This window comes from Streptomyces sp. NPDC002825 (assembly GCF_040295385.1).
Classification (GTDB): domain Bacteria; phylum Actinomycetota; class Actinomycetes; order Streptomycetales; family Streptomycetaceae; genus Streptomyces.
In genome coordinates this window covers 173,604-193,805 of sequence record NZ_JBEOVH010000005.1, presented here as the reverse complement: position 1 = coordinate 193,805, position 20,202 = coordinate 173,604, and the positions used below count along the sequence as shown (strand labels likewise).

15 protein-coding genes are annotated in these 20,202 nt (G+C 72.6%); 10 read left to right on the top strand and 5 right to left on the bottom strand.

The window, feature by feature from the left end; all coding sequences use genetic code 11:
* Positions 1-41: 41 nt before the first annotated feature.
* From ABT041_RS09385 to ABT041_RS09375, 3 genes are all read left to right on the top strand, one after another.
* Positions 42-578, top strand: coding sequence for a MarR family winged helix-turn-helix transcriptional regulator (locus ABT041_RS09385; protein ID WP_351181565.1), 537 nt, complete (start codon positions 42-44; stop codon positions 576-578).
* Positions 579-617: 39 nt separating this feature from the next.
* Complete coding sequence (locus tag ABT041_RS09380) at positions 618-3,542, top strand: FAD-binding and (Fe-S)-binding domain-containing protein (RefSeq protein ID WP_351181562.1); 2,925 nt, start codon at positions 618-620, stop codon at positions 3,540-3,542.
* Between the two features lie 281 nt (positions 3,543-3,823).
* Positions 3,824-5,257: a Gfo/Idh/MocA family protein gene (locus ABT041_RS09375; RefSeq protein ID WP_351181559.1), complete on the top strand. Its 1,434-nt coding sequence runs from the start codon at positions 3,824-3,826 to the stop codon at positions 5,255-5,257.
* A gap of 57 nt (positions 5,258-5,314) precedes the next feature.
* On the opposite strand, the gene ABT041_RS09370 is transcribed toward ABT041_RS09375, so the two are convergent.
* Positions 5,315-6,928 carry a peptide-N4-asparagine amidase gene (locus ABT041_RS09370; RefSeq protein ID WP_351181557.1) on the bottom strand — a complete coding sequence of 538 codons (1,614 nt, stop codon included), beginning with the start codon at positions 6,926-6,928 and terminating at the stop codon, positions 5,315-5,317.
* A 206-nt stretch (positions 6,929-7,134) separates the two neighbouring features.
* Between ABT041_RS09370 and ABT041_RS09365 the strand changes: the two genes are divergently transcribed.
* A complete protein-coding gene (locus ABT041_RS09365) occupies positions 7,135-8,940 on the top strand; it encodes an ABC transporter transmembrane domain-containing protein (protein ID WP_351181554.1) in 1,806 nt (601 codons plus the stop codon).
* Positions 8,937-10,718: an ABC transporter ATP-binding protein gene (locus ABT041_RS09360; protein ID WP_351181551.1), complete on the top strand. Its 1,782-nt coding sequence runs from the start codon at positions 8,937-8,939 to the stop codon at positions 10,716-10,718. The genes ABT041_RS09365 and ABT041_RS09360 overlap by 4 nt, the downstream gene beginning before the upstream one ends.
* A gap of 118 nt (positions 10,719-10,836) precedes the next feature.
* Here the strand turns inward: ABT041_RS09360 and ABT041_RS09355 are convergent, their stop codons facing one another.
* Positions 10,837-11,628: a metal-dependent hydrolase gene (locus ABT041_RS09355; protein ID WP_351181548.1), complete on the bottom strand. Its 792-nt coding sequence runs from the start codon at positions 11,626-11,628 to the stop codon at positions 10,837-10,839.
* A gap of 86 nt (positions 11,629-11,714) precedes the next feature.
* Between ABT041_RS09355 and ABT041_RS09350 the strand changes: the two genes are divergently transcribed.
* Together ABT041_RS09350 and ABT041_RS09345 are read left to right on the top strand one after the other, a co-directional pair.
* On the top strand, positions 11,715-14,273 hold the full coding sequence (locus ABT041_RS09350; RefSeq protein WP_351181545.1) for a DEAD/DEAH box helicase: 2,559 nt from the start codon (positions 11,715-11,717) through the stop codon (positions 14,271-14,273).
* A 12-nt stretch (positions 14,274-14,285) separates the two neighbouring features.
* Positions 14,286-15,149, top strand: a complete 864-nt coding sequence (locus ABT041_RS09345; RefSeq protein WP_351181542.1) for an acyl-CoA thioesterase — start codon at positions 14,286-14,288, stop codon at positions 15,147-15,149.
* A 9-nt stretch (positions 15,150-15,158) separates the two neighbouring features.
* On the opposite strand, the gene ABT041_RS09340 is transcribed toward ABT041_RS09345, so the two are convergent.
* Positions 15,159-16,229 carry an RNA ligase (ATP) gene (locus ABT041_RS09340; protein ID WP_351181539.1) on the bottom strand — a complete coding sequence of 357 codons (1,071 nt, stop codon included), beginning with the start codon at positions 16,227-16,229 and terminating at the stop codon, positions 15,159-15,161.
* A gap of 416 nt (positions 16,230-16,645) precedes the next feature.
* Entirely contained in the window at positions 16,646-16,873 is a 228-nt protein-coding gene (locus ABT041_RS09335) for a DUF6011 domain-containing protein (protein ID WP_351181536.1), read from the bottom strand.
* A 36-nt stretch (positions 16,874-16,909) separates the two neighbouring features.
* Between ABT041_RS09335 and ABT041_RS09330 the strand changes: the two genes are divergently transcribed.
* Both ABT041_RS09330 and ABT041_RS09325 read left to right on the top strand, forming a co-directional pair.
* Positions 16,910-17,392, top strand: a complete 483-nt coding sequence (locus ABT041_RS09330) for a glutathione peroxidase (RefSeq protein WP_351181533.1) — start codon at positions 16,910-16,912, stop codon at positions 17,390-17,392.
* A complete protein-coding gene (locus ABT041_RS09325) occupies positions 17,349-18,152 on the top strand; it encodes a putative protein N(5)-glutamine methyltransferase (RefSeq protein WP_351181531.1) in 804 nt (267 codons plus the stop codon). Before ABT041_RS09330 ends, ABT041_RS09325 begins: the two co-directional genes overlap by 44 nt.
* Positions 18,153-18,200: 48 nt before the next feature.
* Here the strand turns inward: ABT041_RS09325 and ABT041_RS09320 are convergent, their stop codons facing one another.
* Positions 18,201-19,571, bottom strand: coding sequence for a cytochrome P450 (locus tag ABT041_RS09320; protein WP_351181529.1), 1,371 nt, complete (start codon positions 19,569-19,571; stop codon positions 18,201-18,203).
* Positions 19,572-19,730: 159 nt separating this feature from the next.
* Between ABT041_RS09320 and ABT041_RS09315 the strand changes: the two genes are divergently transcribed.
* Positions 19,731-20,201, top strand: a complete 471-nt coding sequence (locus ABT041_RS09315) for a VOC family protein (RefSeq protein WP_351181526.1) — start codon at positions 19,731-19,733, stop codon at positions 20,199-20,201.
* Position 20,202: the final 1 nt, after the last annotated feature.

Genomic DNA, 20,202 nt, shown 5'->3' with positions numbered 1-20,202 from the left:
ACCTATACTCACAATGAACATGGTCCTGATATTGTTCCCGTATGAGCACCTCCGACCGTCCGAGCAGCTCCGAGCGACCGAACGGGTCCGAGCGACCGAACGGGTCCGACCGGCCGAGCGCAACCGACCGGCCCAGCGGGGCCTCCGACACCGACGGCCTCCTCGCCGAGCAGCTGCTGCGGCTCACCCGGCGCCTGCACCGCATCCAGAAGCGCCACCTGGAGCCGGTCGGCATCACACCGGCGCAGTCCCGGCTCCTGCGCATGGTCGCGCACTTCGGCGAGCCGCCCCGGATGGCGGACCTCGCGGCCCGTCTTGAGGTCGTCCCGAGGGCCGTGACCAGTCTCGTCGACGGACTCGAGGCGGGCGACCGGGTGCGCCGGGTGCCCGACCCGAGCAACCGCCGGGTCGTGCGGATCGAGCTCACCGACGCGGGCCGCGCCACGCTGCGCGAGCTGCGCAGCGCGCGCCGGGCCGCCGCAGAGGACATCCTTGCTCCATTGACCGTCGATCAGCGCGAGGTGCTCGAAGGTCTGCTGTCCGCCCTGGTCGACCCCGGCCCGGAGCGCGGCTGCTGACCCGTCGGGTGCGGGGGCGCGCCGAAGGGGAGCCGTGACATGCCGCTGCTCGAGCCCGACCCGCGGGCACTCCGCCCCGGTACGAAGCGGACCCCCGCCCCGGACCGCGTGCCCGAGCTCCAGGCCCGGGGCACCCCGCGGCGGCTGCGCGAGGAGCTCACCGAGCTCCTCGGGCCGGGGAAGGTCCTGTCGAAGATCTCCGACCTCGTGCGGTACGCCTCGGACGCGAGCCCGTACCGCTTCGTCCCGCAGGTCGTCGTGGTCGCCGAGGACATCGACGACATCTCCGCCGTCCTGTCGTACGCCCACGGCAAGGGCCGCGAGGTGGTCTTCCGGGCCGCCGGGACCAGCCTCAACGGGCAGGCACAGGGCGAGGACATCCTCGTGGACGTGCGCCGCCACTGGGTGGGCGTCGAGGTCCTGGACGACGGCTCCCGGGCCCGCATCCGTCCCGGCACCACGGTGGTGCGGGCCAATGCCGCGCTCGCCCCGCACGGGCGGGTCCTGGGGCCCGATCCGGCCAGCGCGGTCGCGTGCACGATCGGCGGGGTCGTCGCCAACAACGCCTCGGGCATGACCGCCGGCACCACCCGGAACTCGTACCGGACCGTCGCCTCCCTCACCGTCGTCCTGCCGAGCGGAACCGTGGTCGACACGGCGGACCCGGACGCCGACGAGGAGCTGGCGCGCGCCGAGCCGAGGCTGTGCGCGGAGCTGATGGCGCTGAAGGCGGAGATCGAGGCGGACGCCGAGCTGACCGCGCGGATCCGCGCCAAGTACGCCATCAAGAACACCAACGGCTACCGGCTCGACGCCTTCCTCGACGGCGACACCCCGGTGCGGATCCTGCGGGGTCTGATGGTCGGCTCCGAGGGCACCTTCGGCTTCATCTCCGAGGTCGTCTTCGACACCCTGCCGCTGGACCGGAAGGTCTCCACCGCCCTGCTGTTCTTCCCCTCGCTTCCGGCCGCCGCCGCGGCCGTGCCCCTGTTCAACGAGGCGGGGGCGCTCGCCGTCGAGCTGATGGACGGCAACACGCTGCGGGCCTCGGTGAGCGTGGCGGGCGTGCCCGCCGACTGGGCGGAGCTGCCGAAGGAGACGGCGGCGCTCCTGGTCGAGTTCCGGGCGCCGGACACGGCGGCCCTGGAGGCGTGCGAGCGGGCGGCGGCGGGCGTGCTCGACGGCCTCGGCCTGGTCGCCCCGGTGGCGTCCGTGGAGAACGAGTTCACCCGGGACCCGAAACGGATCTCCGGCTACTGGAAGGCCCGCAAGGCCTTCGTGACGGCCGTCGGCGGCTCCCGCCCCTCCGGTACGACCCTGATCACCGAGGACTTCGCGGTGCCGCCGGACCGGCTCGCGGAGGCCTGCGACGCGCTGCTCGGGCTCCAGGACCGCCACGGTTTCGACGCGGCCGTGGCGGGCCACGCGGCCCACGGCAACCTCCACTTCCTGCTCGCCTTCGACGCGGCCGACCCCGCCGACGTGCAGCGGTACGCGGCCTTCATGGACGAGTTCTGCAAGCTGACCGTCGAGCGCTTCGACGGCTCGCTGAAGGCCGAGCACGCCACCGGCCGCAACATCGCGCCCTTCCTGGAGCTGGAGTGGGGGGCGAAGGCGACCGAGCTGATGTGGCGGATCAAGGAGGCCGTCGACCCGGCAGGGGTGCTCGCCCCGCGGATCGTCCTGGACCACGACCCGCAGGCCCATCTGCGGGGTCTGAAGACGATCCCGACCGTCGAGCGGATCGCCGACCCGTGCATCGAGTGCGGCTTCTGCGAACCCACCTGTCCCAGCCACGATCTGACGACCACTCCGCGCCAGCGGATCGTGCTGCGCCGGGAGATGATGCGCCAGTCCGACGGCTCCCCCGTCGAGGCCCGGCTCCTGGAGTCGTACGGCTACGACGCCGTCGACACCTGCGCCGGCGACTCCACCTGCAAGCTCGCCTGCCCGGTCGGGATCGACACGGGGGCGCTGATGAAGGAGTTCCGGCACGAGCGGCACTCGCCGCGCGAGGAGCGGATCGCCGCTCTGGCCGCGAAGAACTTCCGCGCCGTGGAGGCCTCCGCGCGGCTCGCGGTCGCCGCCGCCGACCGGATCGGCGACCGGGTCCTGGGACCGGTGACCGGTCTCGCCCGCAAGGCCGTGCGCCCCGAACTCGTACCGGAGTGGCTGCCGGAGATCCCGGGCGCGGCGGCGCGGCGGCTGCCCCGCACCCACCGTCCGGCGGCCGTCGCCGTCTACTACCCGGCCTGTGTGAACCGCATCTTCGGCAACCCGGAGGGCGAGCGGGGGCTCTCGCTCCCGGAGGCCGTCGTCGCGGTGTCCGCGCGGGCCGGGCGGCCGGTGTGGATCCCGGAGGACGTGGCCGGAACCTGCTGCGCGACGATCTGGCACTCCAAGGGGTACGAGCGGGGCAACGAGGTGATGGCGAACCGGATCGTCGAGGCCGCCTGGGGGTGGACGGCCGGCGGGCGGCTGCCGCTGGTGGTGGACGCCTCCTCGTGCACCCTGGGGATCGCGCAGGAGGTGGTGCCGTACCTGACGGAGGACAACCGGGAGCTGCACGCCGAACTGACCGTGCTCGACTCGCTCGTGTGGGCGGCGGACGAGTTGCTCCCCCGGCTCGAGGTGCGGCGCCGCGTCGCCTCCGCCGTGGTCCATCCGACCTGCTCGATGCGGCACCTGGGCGACGAGGAGAAGCTCACCGCGCTCGCCGGGGCCTGCGCGGAGGAGGTCGTCGTCCCGGCCGACGCGGGCTGCTGCGCCTTCGCCGGGGACCGGGGCATGCTGCATCCGGAGCTGACGGCCTCGGCGACGGCACGCGAGGCGGCCGAGGTCACGGCCCGGCCGTTCGACGCGCACTTCTCGGCCAACCGCATGTGCGAGATCGGGATGGACCGGGCGACCGGCCGGAGCTACGGATCGGTGCTCCTCGCCCTGGAGCGCGCCACGCGTCCCTGATCGCTGCTCCTCCCCCGGGAGCGGCGACACCCGCCCCTGACCACCCGTCAGCCGGCCGTTCGCCCCGGCGAGCAGGGCCCCTCACCCCGAGCGGTGAGGGGCCCTTCGTATGTTCGAGTGATCATCGGCGCCTGCTCCGACTCGGCGCGGGAACCGGAACAGTAAAGTCCAACTACCCGTCGCAAGAGTCCTATCGGCGCCCTTGCGCACCATCGGCCACCGGGGCCAGGGTCCTGTGCGGGCTCCATGAAACAACCGTGCACACAGCTCCGGGAGGTTCCATGAACGAGCAGACACCGCGCACCCCGAGCCGCCGCAAGGTCCTCAGGACCACCGCCGGGGCGGCGGGGGCAGGGCTCGGCATCGCCGCCGCGACGACCGCCCAGGCCGCCACCGGATCCGTTCCCGCCGCCGCACCGGAAACCGTCACCGCACCGCAGGCCGTCGCCGCGGCCGTGCCGAAGCGCCGGGGCGCCACGATGGCCGGGGTGCCGTTCGAGGGCCGTTCGACCGTCCGGATCGGCATCGTCGGGCTCGGCAACCGCGGCGCGAGCATGATCGGCAACTTCCTCTCGCTGCCCTGGGTCCGGGTGGTCGCCGTCTGCGACCCGGTGCGCGACAAGGCCGAGCGCGCCGCCGCGACGGTCGTCGCCGCGGGACAGCCCGCCCCCGCCCTGTACACCCACGGCGCGGACGACTACGAGAACCTCTGCACCCGCACGGACCTCGACTTCGTCTACGTGGCGACGCCCTGGGAGACCCACTTCGCGATCGCCAGAGCGGCGATGCTGGGCGGCAAGCACGTCGGCGTGGAGTGTCCGGTCGCGATGGAGCTCACCCAGCTGTGGGAGCTGGTCGACCTGTCGGAGCAGACCCGCCGCCACTGCATGCAGCTGGAGAACTGCTGCTACGGGCGGAACGAGATGCGGGTGCTGCGGATGGCGCACGCCGGCAAGTTCGGGGAGCTGCTGCACGGCGCGGGGGCGTACAACCACGACCTGCGCGGCCTGATGTTCTCGCCGACGTACTACGAGGGGCCGTGGCGCCGGCTGTGGCACACGCGGCTGCGCGGGGACCTGTACCCCAACCACGGCTTCGGTCCGGTCGCCAACTACATGGACGTCAACCGGGGCGACCGGGTGGTGAGCATCAGCAGCTTCGGCACTCCGGCCCTGGGTCTCGCCGAGTACCGCGCGGCGAACATGCCGCCCGGCGACCCGAGCTGGAAGGAGACGTACATCGAGAGCGACCGGACGGTCAGCATGGTCACGACGGCCAAGGGCCGGCTGATCCGTCTCGAGCACGACGTGTCCACCCCGCACCCGTACAGCAGGATCAACAGCCTCGGCGGGACGCGCGGGGTCTTCGAGGACTACCCGGCCCGGATCTATCTGGAGCCGGACCACAAGGACGACGTGTGGGGCGACTTCTCGGCGTACGCGACCGAGTTCGACCACTGGCTGTGGAAGGAGCACGCCAACCCGCCGGGCGGCCACGGCGGCATGGACTACATCATGGTCTACCGCCTGATGCAGTGCCTCCAGCTGGGCCTTCCGCCGGACTTCGACGTGTACGACGCGGCCACCTGGACGGCCCCGGTGCCGCTCAGCCACGCCTCGATCAAGGCGAACGGCGCGCCGCAGGAGATCCCGGACTTCACGCGCGGCGAGTGGAAGAAGAGCCGCTCGGGCGTGGACTCGGCCAAGCCCGCCTGACCGGGCCGTGCCGCCCCGGTCCCTCGCCGCGAGGGGCCGGGGCGGCCGCGTGTCGTCTCAGCAGCGCCGCAGGTCCTGGGTGACCGTGCCCTGGACGGTCGTCAGGGTCCGGTCGTAGCAGCCTGCGGAGCCGTACAGCCGGTAACGCTCGGTGCTGGTGCCGACCGCGTGCCGCTGGTCGCGCGGGACGCCGAGGGTGAAGGAGGCGTCGCCGGTGTACGTGTCGTCCAGGCGCGAGAAGGACAGTCGCTTTCCGTCGCGGACGACGTCGACGGCGGCGCGGTCGCCGACGGTGAGGACGGTCCGCAGGCGGTTCGCACCGTCGACGCCGATCTCGCCGTCCATGGTGTACGTGTGCCGGGTGCGGGTCGCGGTCCGGCCGACGGTCACGGTCTCGTCGTCGGTCCAGCGGGCGGTGAGCGCGTCGGGGTTCTCGTCGGCGCCCCAGCGGTGCGTGGAGCTGTGGTCGACGGTGCGGGTGACGGTCGTGTCGACCCGGCCGTGCGAGGTGTTCAGATGCCCGGCGACGGTGAGCGTGTCGCCGCCCGTGGCCGCCAGGACGTCGGGCGAACCGGCCGTGTACACGGCGGAGTTGCGCGGGGTACCGGGCTCGTGCCGGTCCAGGGCGCCGGTGACGACCTCGCTGCCCTCGTCCTGCCAGAGGAGCACGTTGGTGGGGATGCTCCAGCCGGACTGGCCCGCGGGGACGCCGGCGACGGAGACCTCGACGCGATGGGCCGCGCCGTCGTTGAGGAGGGCCGCGAAGGGCGTGAGGTCGTAGACGATCGGCTGCACGTCGAAGGCGCGCGGCGCGGGCGTGACGTACCAGAGGAAGGGGTTGGACCAGCCGCCGGTCCAGACGTGCGGGAAGGGAGCCGCGATGCCGGCGAGCTTGCCGTCGACGGAGATCCGCACCTCCCGGTAGGGCCCGTCGGTGGCCTTGCAGGAGTAGGGGGCGGCATCCGGGACGGTGAGGTACCAGAACTCCTCGCAGCCGCCGCCGGATCCGGTGGCGTACACCTCGGCGAGGACGCGTTCGGTGTTGCGCGGGGTGGTGAGGGTGGCGTCGGTGAGCGGGACGACGCGGTCGGGGGTGCCGGCGGCGGGCTTCACCCGGCCCTCGGCGGTGTGGAAGGTGAGGGTGACGCGGACGTCGATGACCCCGGTGTACGTCTCGTTCACGACGTTGCCGATGAGCATCTCGACGGGCTGCGGGCGGCTGAGCGTGTCGCGGTAGCGGGTGACGTCCTTCTCGACGGACCAGCTGATGCCGTCGGGCGAGGGCTCGGGGGTGGAGGTGCGGAGGATCTCGACGCCGCCGAGGGCGAGGTAGCCCAGACGGTCGTACTGGCGGCCCTTGACCTGTCCGTCGAGCCGCAGGACGACCTTGTTCCAGCGGGCGCTCGTGCCGCACTCCTTCGGCGGGGTGTAGCTCCCCCGGTACGGGGTGAAGTCGCGGAACTGCGCCGCGGCGAGGGTGACCTCGCAGCTGCGGGTGCCGGGGGTGTCGACGGGCTGGGCGGCGGTGACCGGGTCGTGCCAGTCGGTGCTGAACTCGGCGGGCGGCGTCGGGCCGTTCGGACCGTCGGCGGCGGCCGGGTGGGCGGTGATCAGCGCGCCGGCCGCGAGCAGCAGACCGCCTATCACGCTCGTGATCTTGAGTGATCTCATGGCCCGGAAGTGAAGCGCGCGCGGGCGGCGCGGTCCAGAGGACGATGAGCGGACATGGCGCGATCTGTTCCCTCCTGGGGAAAATCGATTGCCGCTCCCGGGGGAAAAAGCGAACCTTGCACGGTTTCCCCGTCGTGGTCGCACACCGCCGTGGCACACCACCGGCGCGCGATCCTCCAGAACAGACCCGGAGATCCTGGGCAGCCATGCAGATTCGAGATCTTCCCTACGCCGATCCGGGGGTCCCCGACGTCCGCTCGGGCACCCGGTTCCTCCTCTGGCTCGGCCGACGACAGCTCGGCGGGCAGGTGAAATCCCTGCTCTGGGGGCTGCTGCACCATCTGGGCATCGCCGGCCTGCCGCTCGGCGTCGGCCTCGCCGTCCAGGCGGTCGTGGACCGCGACGGCGGACGGCTCGCGCTCGCCGGGGTGCTGCTCGTGGCCCTCGGGTCGGCGATCGCGGCCGGCGACGTGATGCTCCACCGCACCGCCGTCACCAACTGGATCACCGCCGCCGCCCGGGTGCAGCAGCTCCTCTCCCGCAAGACCGCGGAACTGGGCTCGGTCCTGACCCGGCGGGTCGCCGCCGGAGAAGTCGTCGCCGTGTCGACGGGTGACGTCGAGCGGATCGGCTGGTTCGTCGAGGCGCTGTCGCGCTTCGCCGCGGCCGCCGTCACCCTCGTGATCATCTGCGTGGGCCTCGTCGTCTACCAGCCGGCCCTGGGCGTCGTCGTCGCCGTCGGCATCCCCGTCCTCGCCCTCGCCGTGCTGCCGCTGCTCCCCCGCGCCACCCGCCGTGCGGACGTCCAGCGCGAGAAGGCCGGCAAGGCCACCGAGCTGGCCTCCGACACGGTCGCCGGACTCCGGGTGCTGCGCGGCATCGGCGGCGAGGAGCTCTTCCTCGGCCGCTACCGCGCCGCCTCCCAGGAGGTCCGCGCGGCCGCCGTGCACAGCGCGCGGATGTGGGCGCTGATCGCCGCGATCCAGGTCGTGCTGCCGGGCCTGCTGCTCATCGCCGTGGTGGCGTACGGGACGAAGCTCGCGCTCGACGGACGCATCGAGGTCGGCGAGCTGGTCACCGTCTACAGCGCCGTGGCCCTCACCCATCACGCGCTGCGGAACTTCGAGGAGATCGCCCAGGCCTTCTCCTTCTCCCGGCCGTCCGCGAAGCGGGCCGCCCGGGTCCTCTCCCTGACCCGCACGACGAGCACGGTCGCGACGCCCCGCGAGGTCGAGGCCGGCGGCGACCTGTACGACCCGCTGACCGGCCTGCGCGCCCCCGCAGGGCTGTTCACGGCCGTCGTCTGCGGCGATCCGGACGTGGCCGGACGGCTCGCGGACCGGCTCGGCGGCCACCCGACGGAACCGGACGCCGACCACACCTCGGTGCTGTTCGGCGGGGTGCCGCTCGACGAACTGCCGCTGGAGGACGCCCGTACCGTCGTCCTCGTCCAGGACAAGGAGCCTGTGCTGCTCTCGGGCACCCTCCGCGAGCTCCTCGACGTTCCCACGTCGGGCAAGGTCCGGGCCGAGCATGCGCTCGCCGCCGCCCAGTGCGACGACGTCCTCGACGCGCTCGCGCAGGCCTCCGTCGCCACCGGTGGCGACCCGATGCTCACCCGCATCACCGAGCGGGGCCGCTCGCTCTCCGGCGGCCAGCGCCAGCGGCTCGCCCTGGCCCGGTCGCTCGCCACCGACCCGGAGGTCCTCGTCCTGGACGAGCCGACCTCGGCGGTCGACGCGCACACCGAGGCCGCCGTCGCGAGCGGGATCGCGGAGCTGCGCAGGACGAGGACCACCGTGGTCCTCGCGTCCTCGCCGCTGCTGCTTGACCGCGCCGACCGGGTCGTCCTGGTCCACGAGGGCCAGGCGGTCGCCGTCGGCAGCCACCGCGCACTGCTCGCCACGGAGCCGCGCTACCGCGCGGTCGTCAGCCGCGAGACGGACGAGGAGCTCGCCACGTCCGGCGGCCGCGCCGTCGAACTCGACGCACTGGAAGGGGAATCGGCATGATCGGCCTGGCGCCGCCGGAGTACGACCCGGCGGCCCCGAAGACGGCGACGACGCTGCCCGTCGCCGGGACCGCCACCGTCCGCGGCTACGTCCGCGAGCTGCTGCACCGACACCGCCGGGCGTTCGCGCTGCTCATCGGGGTGAACGCGGTCGCCGTGACCGCCTCGATGGCCGGTCCGTACCTGCTGGGTTCGGTGGTGGACGGCCTCGCGGACGGGGTCCGTGACCTCCCTCTGGAGCGTACGGTCGCGTTGTTCGCGCTCGCGCTGCTCGTCCAGACGGTGTTCACGCGGCTGGTCCGGCTGCGCGGGGCGATGCTCGGCGAGGAGATGCTCGCGGACCTCCGCGAGGACTTCCTCGTCCGCGCGGTCGGACTGCCGCCGGGCGTCCTCGAACGGGCCGGGACGGGCGATCTGCTCTCCCGGATCACCACGGACGTGGACCGCCTCGCCAACGCGATGCGCGAGGCCGTGCCGCAGCTGGTGATCGGGGTCGTCTGGGCGGGGCTGCTGCTCGGCGGCCTCGCGGTGACCGCGCCGCCGCTCGCGCTCGCCGCGCTGCTCGCGGCGCCGCTGCTGATCGTGGGCTGCCGCTGGTACTTCAAGCGGGCGCCGTCCGCGTACCGCTCGGAGTCCGCGGGGTACGCGGCGGTGGCCGGCGCGCTCGCCGAGACCGTCGACGCGGGCCGCACGGTCGAGGCGCACCGCCTCGGCAGGCGGCGGATCGCGCTCTCGGACCGGCGGATCTCGGAGTGGGTGGCCTGGGAGCGGTACACGCTCTTCCTGCGCTCGGTGCTCTTCCCCGTCATCAACCTGACCCACACGACGGTGCTGTGCGCGGTCCTGCTGCTCGGCGGGGTGTTCGTGCTCCAGGGCTGGATCGACGTGGGGCAGCTGACGACGGGCGCGCTGCTCGCGCAGATGCTGGTGGATCCGGTCGGGATCGTGCTGCGCTGGTACGACGAACTCCAGGTCGCGCAGGTGTCGCTGGCCCGGCTGGTCGGCGTCCGGGAGATCGAGCCGGACGCGGGCGACCGGGAGGTGCGGCCCGAGGGCCGGGCGGTGGAGGCGGACGCGGTCCGCTTCGGCTACCGCGAGGGCGTCGACGTGCTGCACGAGGTGTCCCTGACGGTGGCGCCCGGCACCCGCCTCGCGCTGGTCGGACCGTCGGGCGCGGGCAAGTCCACGCTCGGCCGGCTGCTCGCGGGGATCTACGCCCCGAGGACCGGTTCGGTCACCCTCGGGGCCGCCGAGCTGGCCCGGATGCCCGCCGAGCGGGTCCGCGAGCACGTGGCCCTGGTCAACCAGGAGCACCACGTCTTCGTGGGCTCTCTCCGCGACAATCTGCTCCTGGCCAGGACGGGGGCCACGGACACCGAGCTGTGGGCGGCGCTCACGGCCGTCGACGCGGAGGGCTGGACCCGGGGGCTCGACGAGGGCCTGGACACCGAGGTCGGCTCGGGCGGCCGCTCGCTGACCCCGGCGCAGGCCCAGCAGATCGCGCTGGCCCGGCTCGTCCTCGCGGACCCGCACACCCTGGTCCTCGACGAGGCGACCTCCCTGCTCGACCCGCGCGCGGCCCGGCACCTCGAGCGCTCGCTCGGCCGCGTCCTGGACGGCCGGACGGTCGTGGCGATCGCGCACCGGCTGCACACCGCCCACGACGCCGACCTGATCGCGGTGGTCGAGGCGGGCCGGATCAGCGAGCTCGGCAGCCACGAGGAGCTGGTGGCGGCGGACGGGGCGTACGCCGCGCTGTGGCGGTCCTGGCACGGCTGAGCCACGAGGGAGGGGCCCGCACCGGATGTCCGGTGCGGGCCCCTCCGTCTGCGTACGGCTCGGAGAACCCGCGAACGGCTCGGAGCACCCGCGTACGGCTCGGAGAACCCGCGTACTGCTAGATGAAACCGAGCGCCGAGGCGCCGCCCACGCCGCCCAGGAGCATGAAGACGGGCATCAGGACCTTGAGCTCGACCCAGCTGCCGGCGCGGAAGCGCATGCCCTTCGGCGGGCCCAGCGGGTACCAGCGCTTGCGGCCGACCGGTATCGGCCACAGGATCGGGCAGCCGGAGACGGTCAGGGCGTCGCCGATGTCGTGCACGAGCGCACCGAGGACGATGGGCAGGCCCAGCCACAGGTACTCCTGGCCGGGCCCCGTGAAGAACCAGTCCGAGCCGTTGCCGGGCTGGTCGAGGACGCCCGCGAGGATCCACGCGCTGGTGGCCCCGAGCAGCCAGACCAGGACGTCGCTGGACATCCGGGCGGCCCGCCACAGCAGGCCTTCCACGGCGAGGACCAGATGCACGAAGAGGATCGCGAGGACGGCCCAGCGGCCGCCCGTGACCGCAGCGACGGAGGCCCCGGCGCCGATCAGGACCGCCCAGAGCCAGGTGTGGGTGAGGGTCCGGTGTCCGCCGGACCGGCGGGGGTCGGACGAGGAACGGGTGGCCTTGTAGACGGCGTACGACAGCTTGTCGACGATCTCGCAGAGGCCCCGGGAGACCGGCCCGAAGGCGCGGGAGATGGTCGCCGACTTGTGGTCGAGGTCGGGCGCGAGGGCCGCGCCCGCGCAGATGAGCGCGCCGACGACGAGAACCGGCCACGGCATCGGGTGGTCGAAGGCGGCCGCTGCCGCTCCGACCCCGAGCCATGCCGCCGCTCCGGACAGCGAATGCGCCGGTCCCATCATGGTTGGTCCGCCCCGTTTCTCCCCTGCCGGCGCCGAGTTGACGGCCGGTCGACGGACGAGCCTATCGTCCGTGATCAAGACTGCCGATGGCCGGTTCCCTCATCCGAGCGGAATGCGGGCAAGATGGGGGCGTGACCCTTATCGATCAGCTGCCGCCGACCGCCGACCCCGACGCCCTCTTCGAGGCCTTCTCCTCATGGGCCGAGGAGCGGGGCATCACGCTCTACCCGGCCCAGGAAGAGGCGCTGATCGAGGTCGTCTCCGGGGCCAACGTGATCTTGTCCACACCCACCGGATCGGGAAAGTCGCTGGTCGCGGCCGGTGCGCACTTCACCGCGCTCGCCAATGACCAGGTGACCTTCTACACCGCGCCGATCAAGGCGCTGGTGTCGGAGAAGTTCTTCGACCTGTGCAAGCTCTTCGGCACCGAGAACGTCGGCATGCTGACCGGGGACGCCTCCGTGAACGCGGACGCGCCGGTGATCTGCTGCACGGCCGAGGTCCTCGCCTCGATCGCGCTGAGGGACGGCAAGTACGCCGACATCGGCCAGGTCGTCATGGACGAGTTCCACTTCTACGCCGAGCAGGACCGCGGCTGGGCCTGGCAGATCCCGCTGCTCGAACTCCCCCAGGCGCAGTTCGTCCTGATGTCGGCGACGCTCGGCGACGTGTCGATGTTCGAGAAGGACCTGACCCGGCGCACCGGCCGGCCGACCTCCGTGGTCCGCTCGGCGACCCGGCCGGTTCCGCTGTCGTACGAGTACCGGCTCACGCCCATCACGGACACCCTGACCGAGCTCCTGGAGACCAAGCAGGCGCCCGTCTACATCGTGCACTTCACGCAGGCGCAGGCCGTCGAGCGCGCGCAGTCGCTGATGAGCATCAACATGTGCACGCGCGAGGAGAAGGACCAGATCGCCGAGCTGATCGGCAACTTCCGCTTCACCACCAAGTTCGGCCAGAACCTCTCCCGGTACGTCCGGCACGGCATCGGCGTGCACCACGCGGGCATGCTGCCGAAGTACCGGCGGCTCGTGGAGAAGCTCGCCCAGGCGGGCCTCCTGAAGGTGATCTGCGGGACGGACACCCTCGGCGTCGGCGTGAACGTGCCGATCCGCACGGTGCTCTTCACTGCCCTCACCAAGTACGACGGCAACCGCGTGCGCACCCTGCGCGCCCGTGAGTTCCACCAGATCGCGGGCCGGGCGGGCCGGGCCGGCTTCGACACCGCCGGTTTCGTGGTGGCGCAGGCCCCCGAGCACGTCATCGAGAACGAGAAGGCGCTCGCGAAGGCCGGCGACGACCCGAAGAAGCGCCGCAAGGTGGTCCGCAAGAAGGCCCCCGAGGGCTTCGTCGCCTGGTCCGACACGACGTTCGCGAAGCTGATCGAGGCCGAGCCGGAGCCGCTGACCTCCCGCTTCAAGGTCACCAACATCATGCTGCTCTCGGTGATCGCCCGGCCGGGCAACGCCTTCGAGGCGATGCGCAAGCTCCTGGAGGACAACCACGAGCCGCGCAAGGCGCAGCTGCGGCACATCCGCCGGGCCATCGCGATCTACCGTTCACTGCTCGACGGCGGTGTGGTGGAGCAGCTCGACGAGCCGGACGCCGAGGGCCGCACGATCCGTCTGACGGTCGACCTCCAGCAGGACTTCGCGCTCAACCAGCCGCTGTCGACGTTCGCGCTGGCCGCCTTCGACCTGCTGGACCCCGAGTCCCCCTCGTACGCCCTGGACATGGTGTCCGTCGTCGAGTCGACGCTCGACGACCCGCGCCAGATCCTCGCCGCGATGCAGAACAAGGCGCGCGGGGAGGCCGTGGGGCAGATGAAGGCGGACGGCGTCGAGTACGAGGAGCGGATGGAGCGGCTCCAGGACATCTCGTACCCGAAGCCGCTGGAGGAGCTGCTCTGGCACGCGTACAACGTCTACCGGAAGTCGCACCCGTGGGTCGGCGACCACCCGGTGTCGCCGAAGTCGGTCATCCGTGACATGTACGAACGGGCCCTGACGTTCACGGAGTTCACCTCCTGGTACGAGCTGGCGCGGACCGAGGGCATCGTCCTGCGGTACCTCGCGAGCGCGTACAAGGCGCTCGACCACACCATCCCGGACGACCTGAAGACGGAGGACCTGGAGGACCTGATCGCCTGGCTGGGCGAGATGGTGCGCCAGGTGGACTCCTCGCTGCTCGACGAGTGGGAGCAGCTGGCCAACCCCGAGGTCCAGACGGCCGAGGAGGCGCAGGAGAAGGCCGACCAGGTCAAGCCGGTCACGGCGAACGCCCGCGCCTTCCGCGTCCTGGTGCGCAACGCCATGTTCCGCCGGGTGGAGCTGGCGGCCCTCGACAACGTCGACGCGCTCGGCGAGCTGGACGCGGAGGCGGGCTGGGACGCGGACGCGTGGGGCGAGGCGATGGACGCCTACTGGGACGAGTACGACGACCTCGGTACGGGTCCGGACGCGCGCGGCCCGAAGCTGCTGGCGATCGAGGAGGACGCGGCGCACGGCCTGTGGCGCGTCCGGCAGACCTTCGCCGACCCGAACGGCGACCATGACTGGGGTATCAGCGCGGAGGTGGATCTCGCGGCCTCCGACGAGGAGGGCCGGGCGGTGGTCCGCGTGACGTCCGTCGGACAGCTGTAGAGGAGAAACGGGATGACCAACCCCGCCGAGAGGCTCGTGGACCTGCTCGACCTGGAGCAGATCGAGGTGAACATCTTCCGTGGGCGCAGCCCGCAGGAGTCGCTGCAGCGGGTCTTCGGCGGGCAGGTCGCCGGGCAGGCCCTGGTGGCGGCCGGCCGCACCACGGAGGGCGACCGGCCGGTGCACTCGCTGCACGCCTACTTCCTGCGGCCCGGGCGGCCCGGGGTGCCGATCGTGTACCAGGTGGAGCGGGTGCGGGACGGCCGGTCGTTCACCACCCGGCGGGTCACGGCCGTCCAGGAAGGCCGGACGATCTTCAACCTCACGGCCTCCTTCCACAGGCCGGAGGGGGGTGCCTTCGAGCATCAGCTGCCGCCGCGGCACCTGACCGACCCGGACACCCTGCCGAACCTGGCGGACGAGATCCGCGAACACCTGGGCGCGCTGCCGGAGGCCCTGGAGCGGATGGCCCGCCGGCAGCCCTTCGACATCCGGTACGTGGACCGGCTGCGGTGGACCCAGGAGGAGGTCAAGGACGCGGACCCGCGGAGCGCGGTGTGGATGCGGGCCGTCGGCCCCCTGGGCGACGACCCGCTGGTCCACACGTGCGCCCTGACGTACGCCTCGGACATGACGCTCCTGGACGCGGTCCGCATCCCGGTCGAACCGCTCTGGGGCCCGCGGGGCTTCGACATGGCCTCCCTGGACCACGCGATGTGGTTCCACCGGCCGTTCCGGGCGGACGAGTGGTTCCTGTACGACCAGGAGTCCCCGATCGCGACGGGCGGCCGGGGCCTGGCCCGCGGCCGCATCTACGACCGCGAGGGCAGGCTGCTCGTGTCGGTGGTCCAGGAGGGCCTGTTCAGGAAGCTGTAGTCCTTCCGCTCACTCGAACTCGGTACCGCCCTTGCGGGTCAGATAGGCCGGGCTGACGGCCTTGGCGATGGCCCGGCCGCCGGTGACCGGGCTGTACCGCTCGGTCGCGGGCCGGATGACGACGCCCTCCCGCAGGTGGGTCTCCCGTCCGGAGACGGTCTCGCGGCCGGTGGCGAGCGCGAGGACGGTGCCGAGGGCGTACGGCCCGGAGTACAGGCGCGGCACGAACGCCACCTCACCGGCGTCGATCACCGCCTCGGGGTCCAGCCACCGCACCTGCCCGTCGATCTCGGCGGACACGTCGAAGAGGGCGTAGCCGACGGTCTCGGAGCGGGCGTCGGCGCCGTAGGCGAGGTCCTGGACCCCGGAGCCGTACACCTCGCCGAAGAGCCCCACGCGGCGGGCGCCGAGCCTCTTGGCGAGCCGCTCGGCGACGCCGGCGAGCCCGTGGCCGTGGACGGCGCGCCAGTACAGGTTGCGCGGGTCCTCCCGGAGGGCGAGGCCCTTCGCCCCGAACCCCTTGGACGTGACCTGGACACGGCCGTCCTCGGCGTGGAAGGTCAGCAGGCAGGCGGTGCCGTGGAGCTTCTCCGTCAGGACGACGGGCTCACCCGGCTCGAACACGTCCGGGTAGCGCTGCAGGTTCTCGATGTCGACCCAGGGCAGAAGATCGGGCGCGGCCTCGACCTCTCCGTCCATCGTCGGCGGTATCGGCGGCACCCACTTGCTGATCCCGAGCGTCTCCGCGAAGTCGGTTCCCTCGGCGGCGGCCCGCGCCAGGTCGGTCCCGGCGAGCGCGGCGGGCCGGCACACGAGCCCCTGGGACAGCTCCCCGCGCAGCCGGACGGCCTTCACCCGGTCCGCGTTCCCCCCGGCGAGCCGCCCGGTGAGCCCCAGCTCCTCGACGAGCGCGAGGGGCAGCACGGCCTGCTCGGGGATGTAGACGGCGACATCGCCCGTCTTGTAGATCCCCTTGGCGACGACGGCCCGGTAGAGCCCGACCTGGGCGAGTTCGAGGGCGTCGGCGTTGGGATGCGGATGAACGGTGAGGACTTCGGCGGTGACGCGCAGGGTGGACATGCTCAGGACTCCGGTCGCTCGGGTTTCGGTCTCATCGCCGGACATCCTGACGGGCCACGAAACCGCTGGCCCAACGGTTTTGACGGCTGATAGCGTCGCGCGCCGCGCCCGGCGGCGCCTGTTTGGGTCGGGGCGCAGTCGTCCAGGGAGAGTGCGTTCTTGGCGCGCTCGACGGACTCCTCCGAGGCGGGTCCGCCGGGATTCTCGGTGGCAAGGGCCTGGTTGAGCGCGACGAAGGGGCGCATCCGCCGCTCGTAGCGGGCATACGCGGTGCGGTGGTCGCCGCGGGCCCGGATCGGCACGGTGATCGCCGGGACCGCCCCCGCCGGGCCGGCCCGCAGACGCCCGTCGACCGCCCCGGATCCCCCTCGTCGAAGGCCGGCGGGCCTAGGCATCGTGCCTGGCGGGTCCTCGCCTCAGTCGGCCGACGGGTCCAGGCCCGGCAGGGTGTCCTGTTCCACCTCGTGGCGGCGGGTGCGGATGTCCGGGGGCGCCGGGTGGAGTTTCGCGTCACAGGTGGGGCCCAGACCCGTGCGGCGGGAGTCCGCGCCGGTCAGGGGGCGGCCGCAGAGGCGGCAGTACACGCGGCGCGGTCCTGGCTCGGGTGTGGAATCGATCGCGATTGCCAGTGGTTCGTCTCCCATGCTGAGATCAAACCCTATTCCGACGAGGAGCAGTCCATGAGCCTGTACGACATTCCGCTGAAGACCCTGACCGGTGAGCCGGTCTCCCTTGCCGACTACCGCGACCGGGCCGTGCTCGTGGTGAACGTGGCCTCCAAGTGCGGGCTCACCCCGCAGTACGCGGGTCTGGAGCGGCTGCAGAAGGAGTACGGGGAGCGCGGCTTCACCGTGCTCGGGGTGCCCTGCAACCAGTTCGCCGGGCAGGAGCCGGGCAGCGCCGAGGAGATCGCGACCTTCTGTTCGGCGACGTACGGGGTGTCCTTCCCGCTCCTGGAGAAGACGGACGTGAACGGGGACGGGCGCCACCCGCTCTATTCCGAGCTGGTGAAGGTCGCCGACTCCGAGGGCGAGGCCGGTGACGTGCAGTGGAACTTCGAGAAGTTCCTCATCGGCCGCGACGGGCAGGTCACCCGCTTCCGTCCCCGCACCGAGCCGGATGCCCCCGAGGTCGTCTCCGCCATCGAGGCCCAGCTTGTCTGACGCGCGCGTCGTCGAACGGCTGCGGGCCGCCGGGTGCGTCTTCGCCGAGGAAGAGGCGGAGATGATCCTCGCGGCCGCGGCCGGGCCCGCCGAGCTCGACCTCATGGTCGAGCGGCGGGCCTCCGGCCTGCCCCTGGAGCACGTCGTGGGCTGGGCGGAGTTCGCCGGTCTGCGGATCGAGGTCGACGGCGGGGTCTTCGTGCCCCGGCGGCGTACGGAGTTCCTCGTCGGCCACGCGGTGGAGCTGGCCCGGCCCGGCGCCGTCTGCGTCGACCTGTGCTGCGGCTCCGGCGCGGCGGGCGCGGTGCTGCTCGACCGGGTGGAGGGCGTGGAGGTGCACGCCTCGGACATCGAGCCGGCGGCGGTGCGCTGCGCCCGGCGGAACGTCGAGCCGCGCGGGGGGCGGGTGTACGAGGGGGACCTCTTCGCGCCGCTGCCGCCCGAGCTGCGCGGCCGGGTGGGGGTTCTGGTCGCCAACGTGCCGTACGTACCGAGCGGGGAGATAGAGCTGCTGCCGCCCGAGGCCCGTGACCACGAGCCGCACGTCACGCTCGACGGCGGCGCGGACGGGCTCGAGGTCATGCGGCGGGTCGCCGCCGAGGCGCCGGAGTGGCTGGCGCCGGGCGGGCACCTGCTGGTGGAGACGAGCGAGCGGCAGGCGCAGACGGCCCTCGCGGTGATGTCCGGGGCCGGTCTGGCGCCGCGCGTCGTCACCTCCGAGGAGTGGTGGGCGACGGTCGTCGTCGCGACCAGGCCGTAGGGCGGACACGGGAGCGGCCCGGTCGGGCCGCTCCCGTGTCCGGCGTCCTCAGGCCTGCCTCGGCACCAGGCGGCAACGGGCCGGGCCCGTCGCGTACAGGGTGATCGCGGCGCCGACCGGCACCTCGGTGTCGACGGCCTCCAGGCCGTACTTCTGGAGGATCATCGCCAGCGCGATCACCGACTCCAGCATCGAGAAGTGCTGGCCGATGCAGGCGCGCGGGCCGCCGCCGAAGGGGTACCAGGCGTACCGGGGGCGGGCCGCCTCCGCCTCGGGCGTGAAGCGGTCCGGGTCGAAGCGCTCCGGGTCCTCCCAGTAGGCGGGGTGCCGGTGGGTGACCCAGGAGGAGACGATGACGTCCGCGCCCGCCGGGATGGTGACGCCGTCGACCACGGTCTCCGCGACGGCGCGGCGGCCGGTGGCGGGGGCGGCGGGGAAGAGGCGCATCGTCTCCTTGAGCACCTGCGTGAGGTAGGGCAGCGCGTCCAGGTCGGCGGCGCCGGGGGTACGGCCGCCGAGGACCCGGTCGATCTCCTCGTGGGTCCGCTTCAGCACCTCCGGGTGCCGGGCGAGGAGGTGGAGGGCGAAGCCGAGGGAGGTGGCGGTGGTCTCGTGTCCGGCGAGCAGGAAGACGAGGACCTGCTCGCGCAGCTCGGTGGCGTCGAAGCTGCCGTCCTCGGCGCTCTCGGCCTCGACGAGCAGGGTGAGGAGGTCGTCGCCGTCGGCGGAGGCCCGGCCGGAGCCGCGCCGCTCGGCGATGATCCGGTCGCACACCTCGTACAGCGCCTGGTGGACGGCGGCGGCCTTGCGGTTGCCGGGGGTGGGCCAGTCGCGGGGGAAGCTGACCGGGGAGAAGCCACGGCGCAGCACATAGGCGCCGACCTCGGGGAAGCAGCGCTCGACGATCTCGACGGCCGCGTCGACGTCGGTGCCGAAGAGGATGCGGGCGACCGCGCGCAGGGCGAGGCGGGTCATCTCGTGGAGGACGTCGACGGTCTCGGCGCCGTTGTCCTGCCATTCGCCGATGAGTGTGGTGACCTCGGCGGCGACGGCCCCCGCGTAGCCGTCGACGCGGCGCTTGGTGAAGAGGGGCTGGACGAGCCGGCGCTGGCGGAGGTAGTCCTCGTCCTGGCTGGTCAGCAGGCCGTTGCCGAAGGACTCGCGGATCTCCTGGTAGAAGGCGTTGTCCTTGCGGAAGTTGGCGGACTCCGCGGCGAGGACCTGCTGGGCGCCCTCGGCGGAGAAGATGCCGTAGAAGGTGGCGCGGATCCCGGGCGGGCCCGCGGTCATCTTCACGACGTCTCCGTGCTCGCGCTGGGCGCGCAGGTAGGTGCCCAGCGAGTCGCTCTTGAGATCGAGCATGGAGCCGAGGAGCGGAAGTCCCTCGAGCCGGGGTGCTTCGGTTCCGGTGGTGGCCATGATCGGTTCCCCCTTGATCGTCACTGGCCCGGTGATTGTTCCTCAGGAAGTAACCCACAGCCAGCCGGGGTCGAACAGCCGACCGGATCCAGCCTGTTGGCGTGAAATGCCCGGCGGCCCGGGGGCCCGTTGTCAGTGGCGTCTGCGAGGCTCGCCCTCATGGACGAGCGACCCGAGCTGACACTGCAGCTGACCATCGACTGCGCCGACCCCCAGCGCCTGGTGCCCTTCTGGCTGGACGCCCTGCGGTACGTCCCGGACCCGCCGCCCGCCGGCCACGCCACCTGGCGGGCGTACTGGGAGGCGATCGGCGTGCCGGAGGACGAGCTGGGCGAGGACGCCGGGGAGCTCCCGGAGTCCATCGTCGACCCGAGGGGCGTGGGTCCCCGCGTCTGGTTCCAGCGCGTCCCGGAGCCCAAGACCGTCAAGAACCGCGTCCATCTGGATCTCAAGGTCGGCGGCGGCCGCGAGGTCCCCCTCGCCGTCCGGCGCGAGCGCGTGGACGGCGAGGTGACCCGGCTGACGGCGCTCGGCGCGACCGTCCTCTACGCGATGGACGAGCCGAACGGCATGGACTACTACGCGGTGGTCCTGCAGGACCCGGAGGGCAACGAGTTCTGCATCGTGTGAA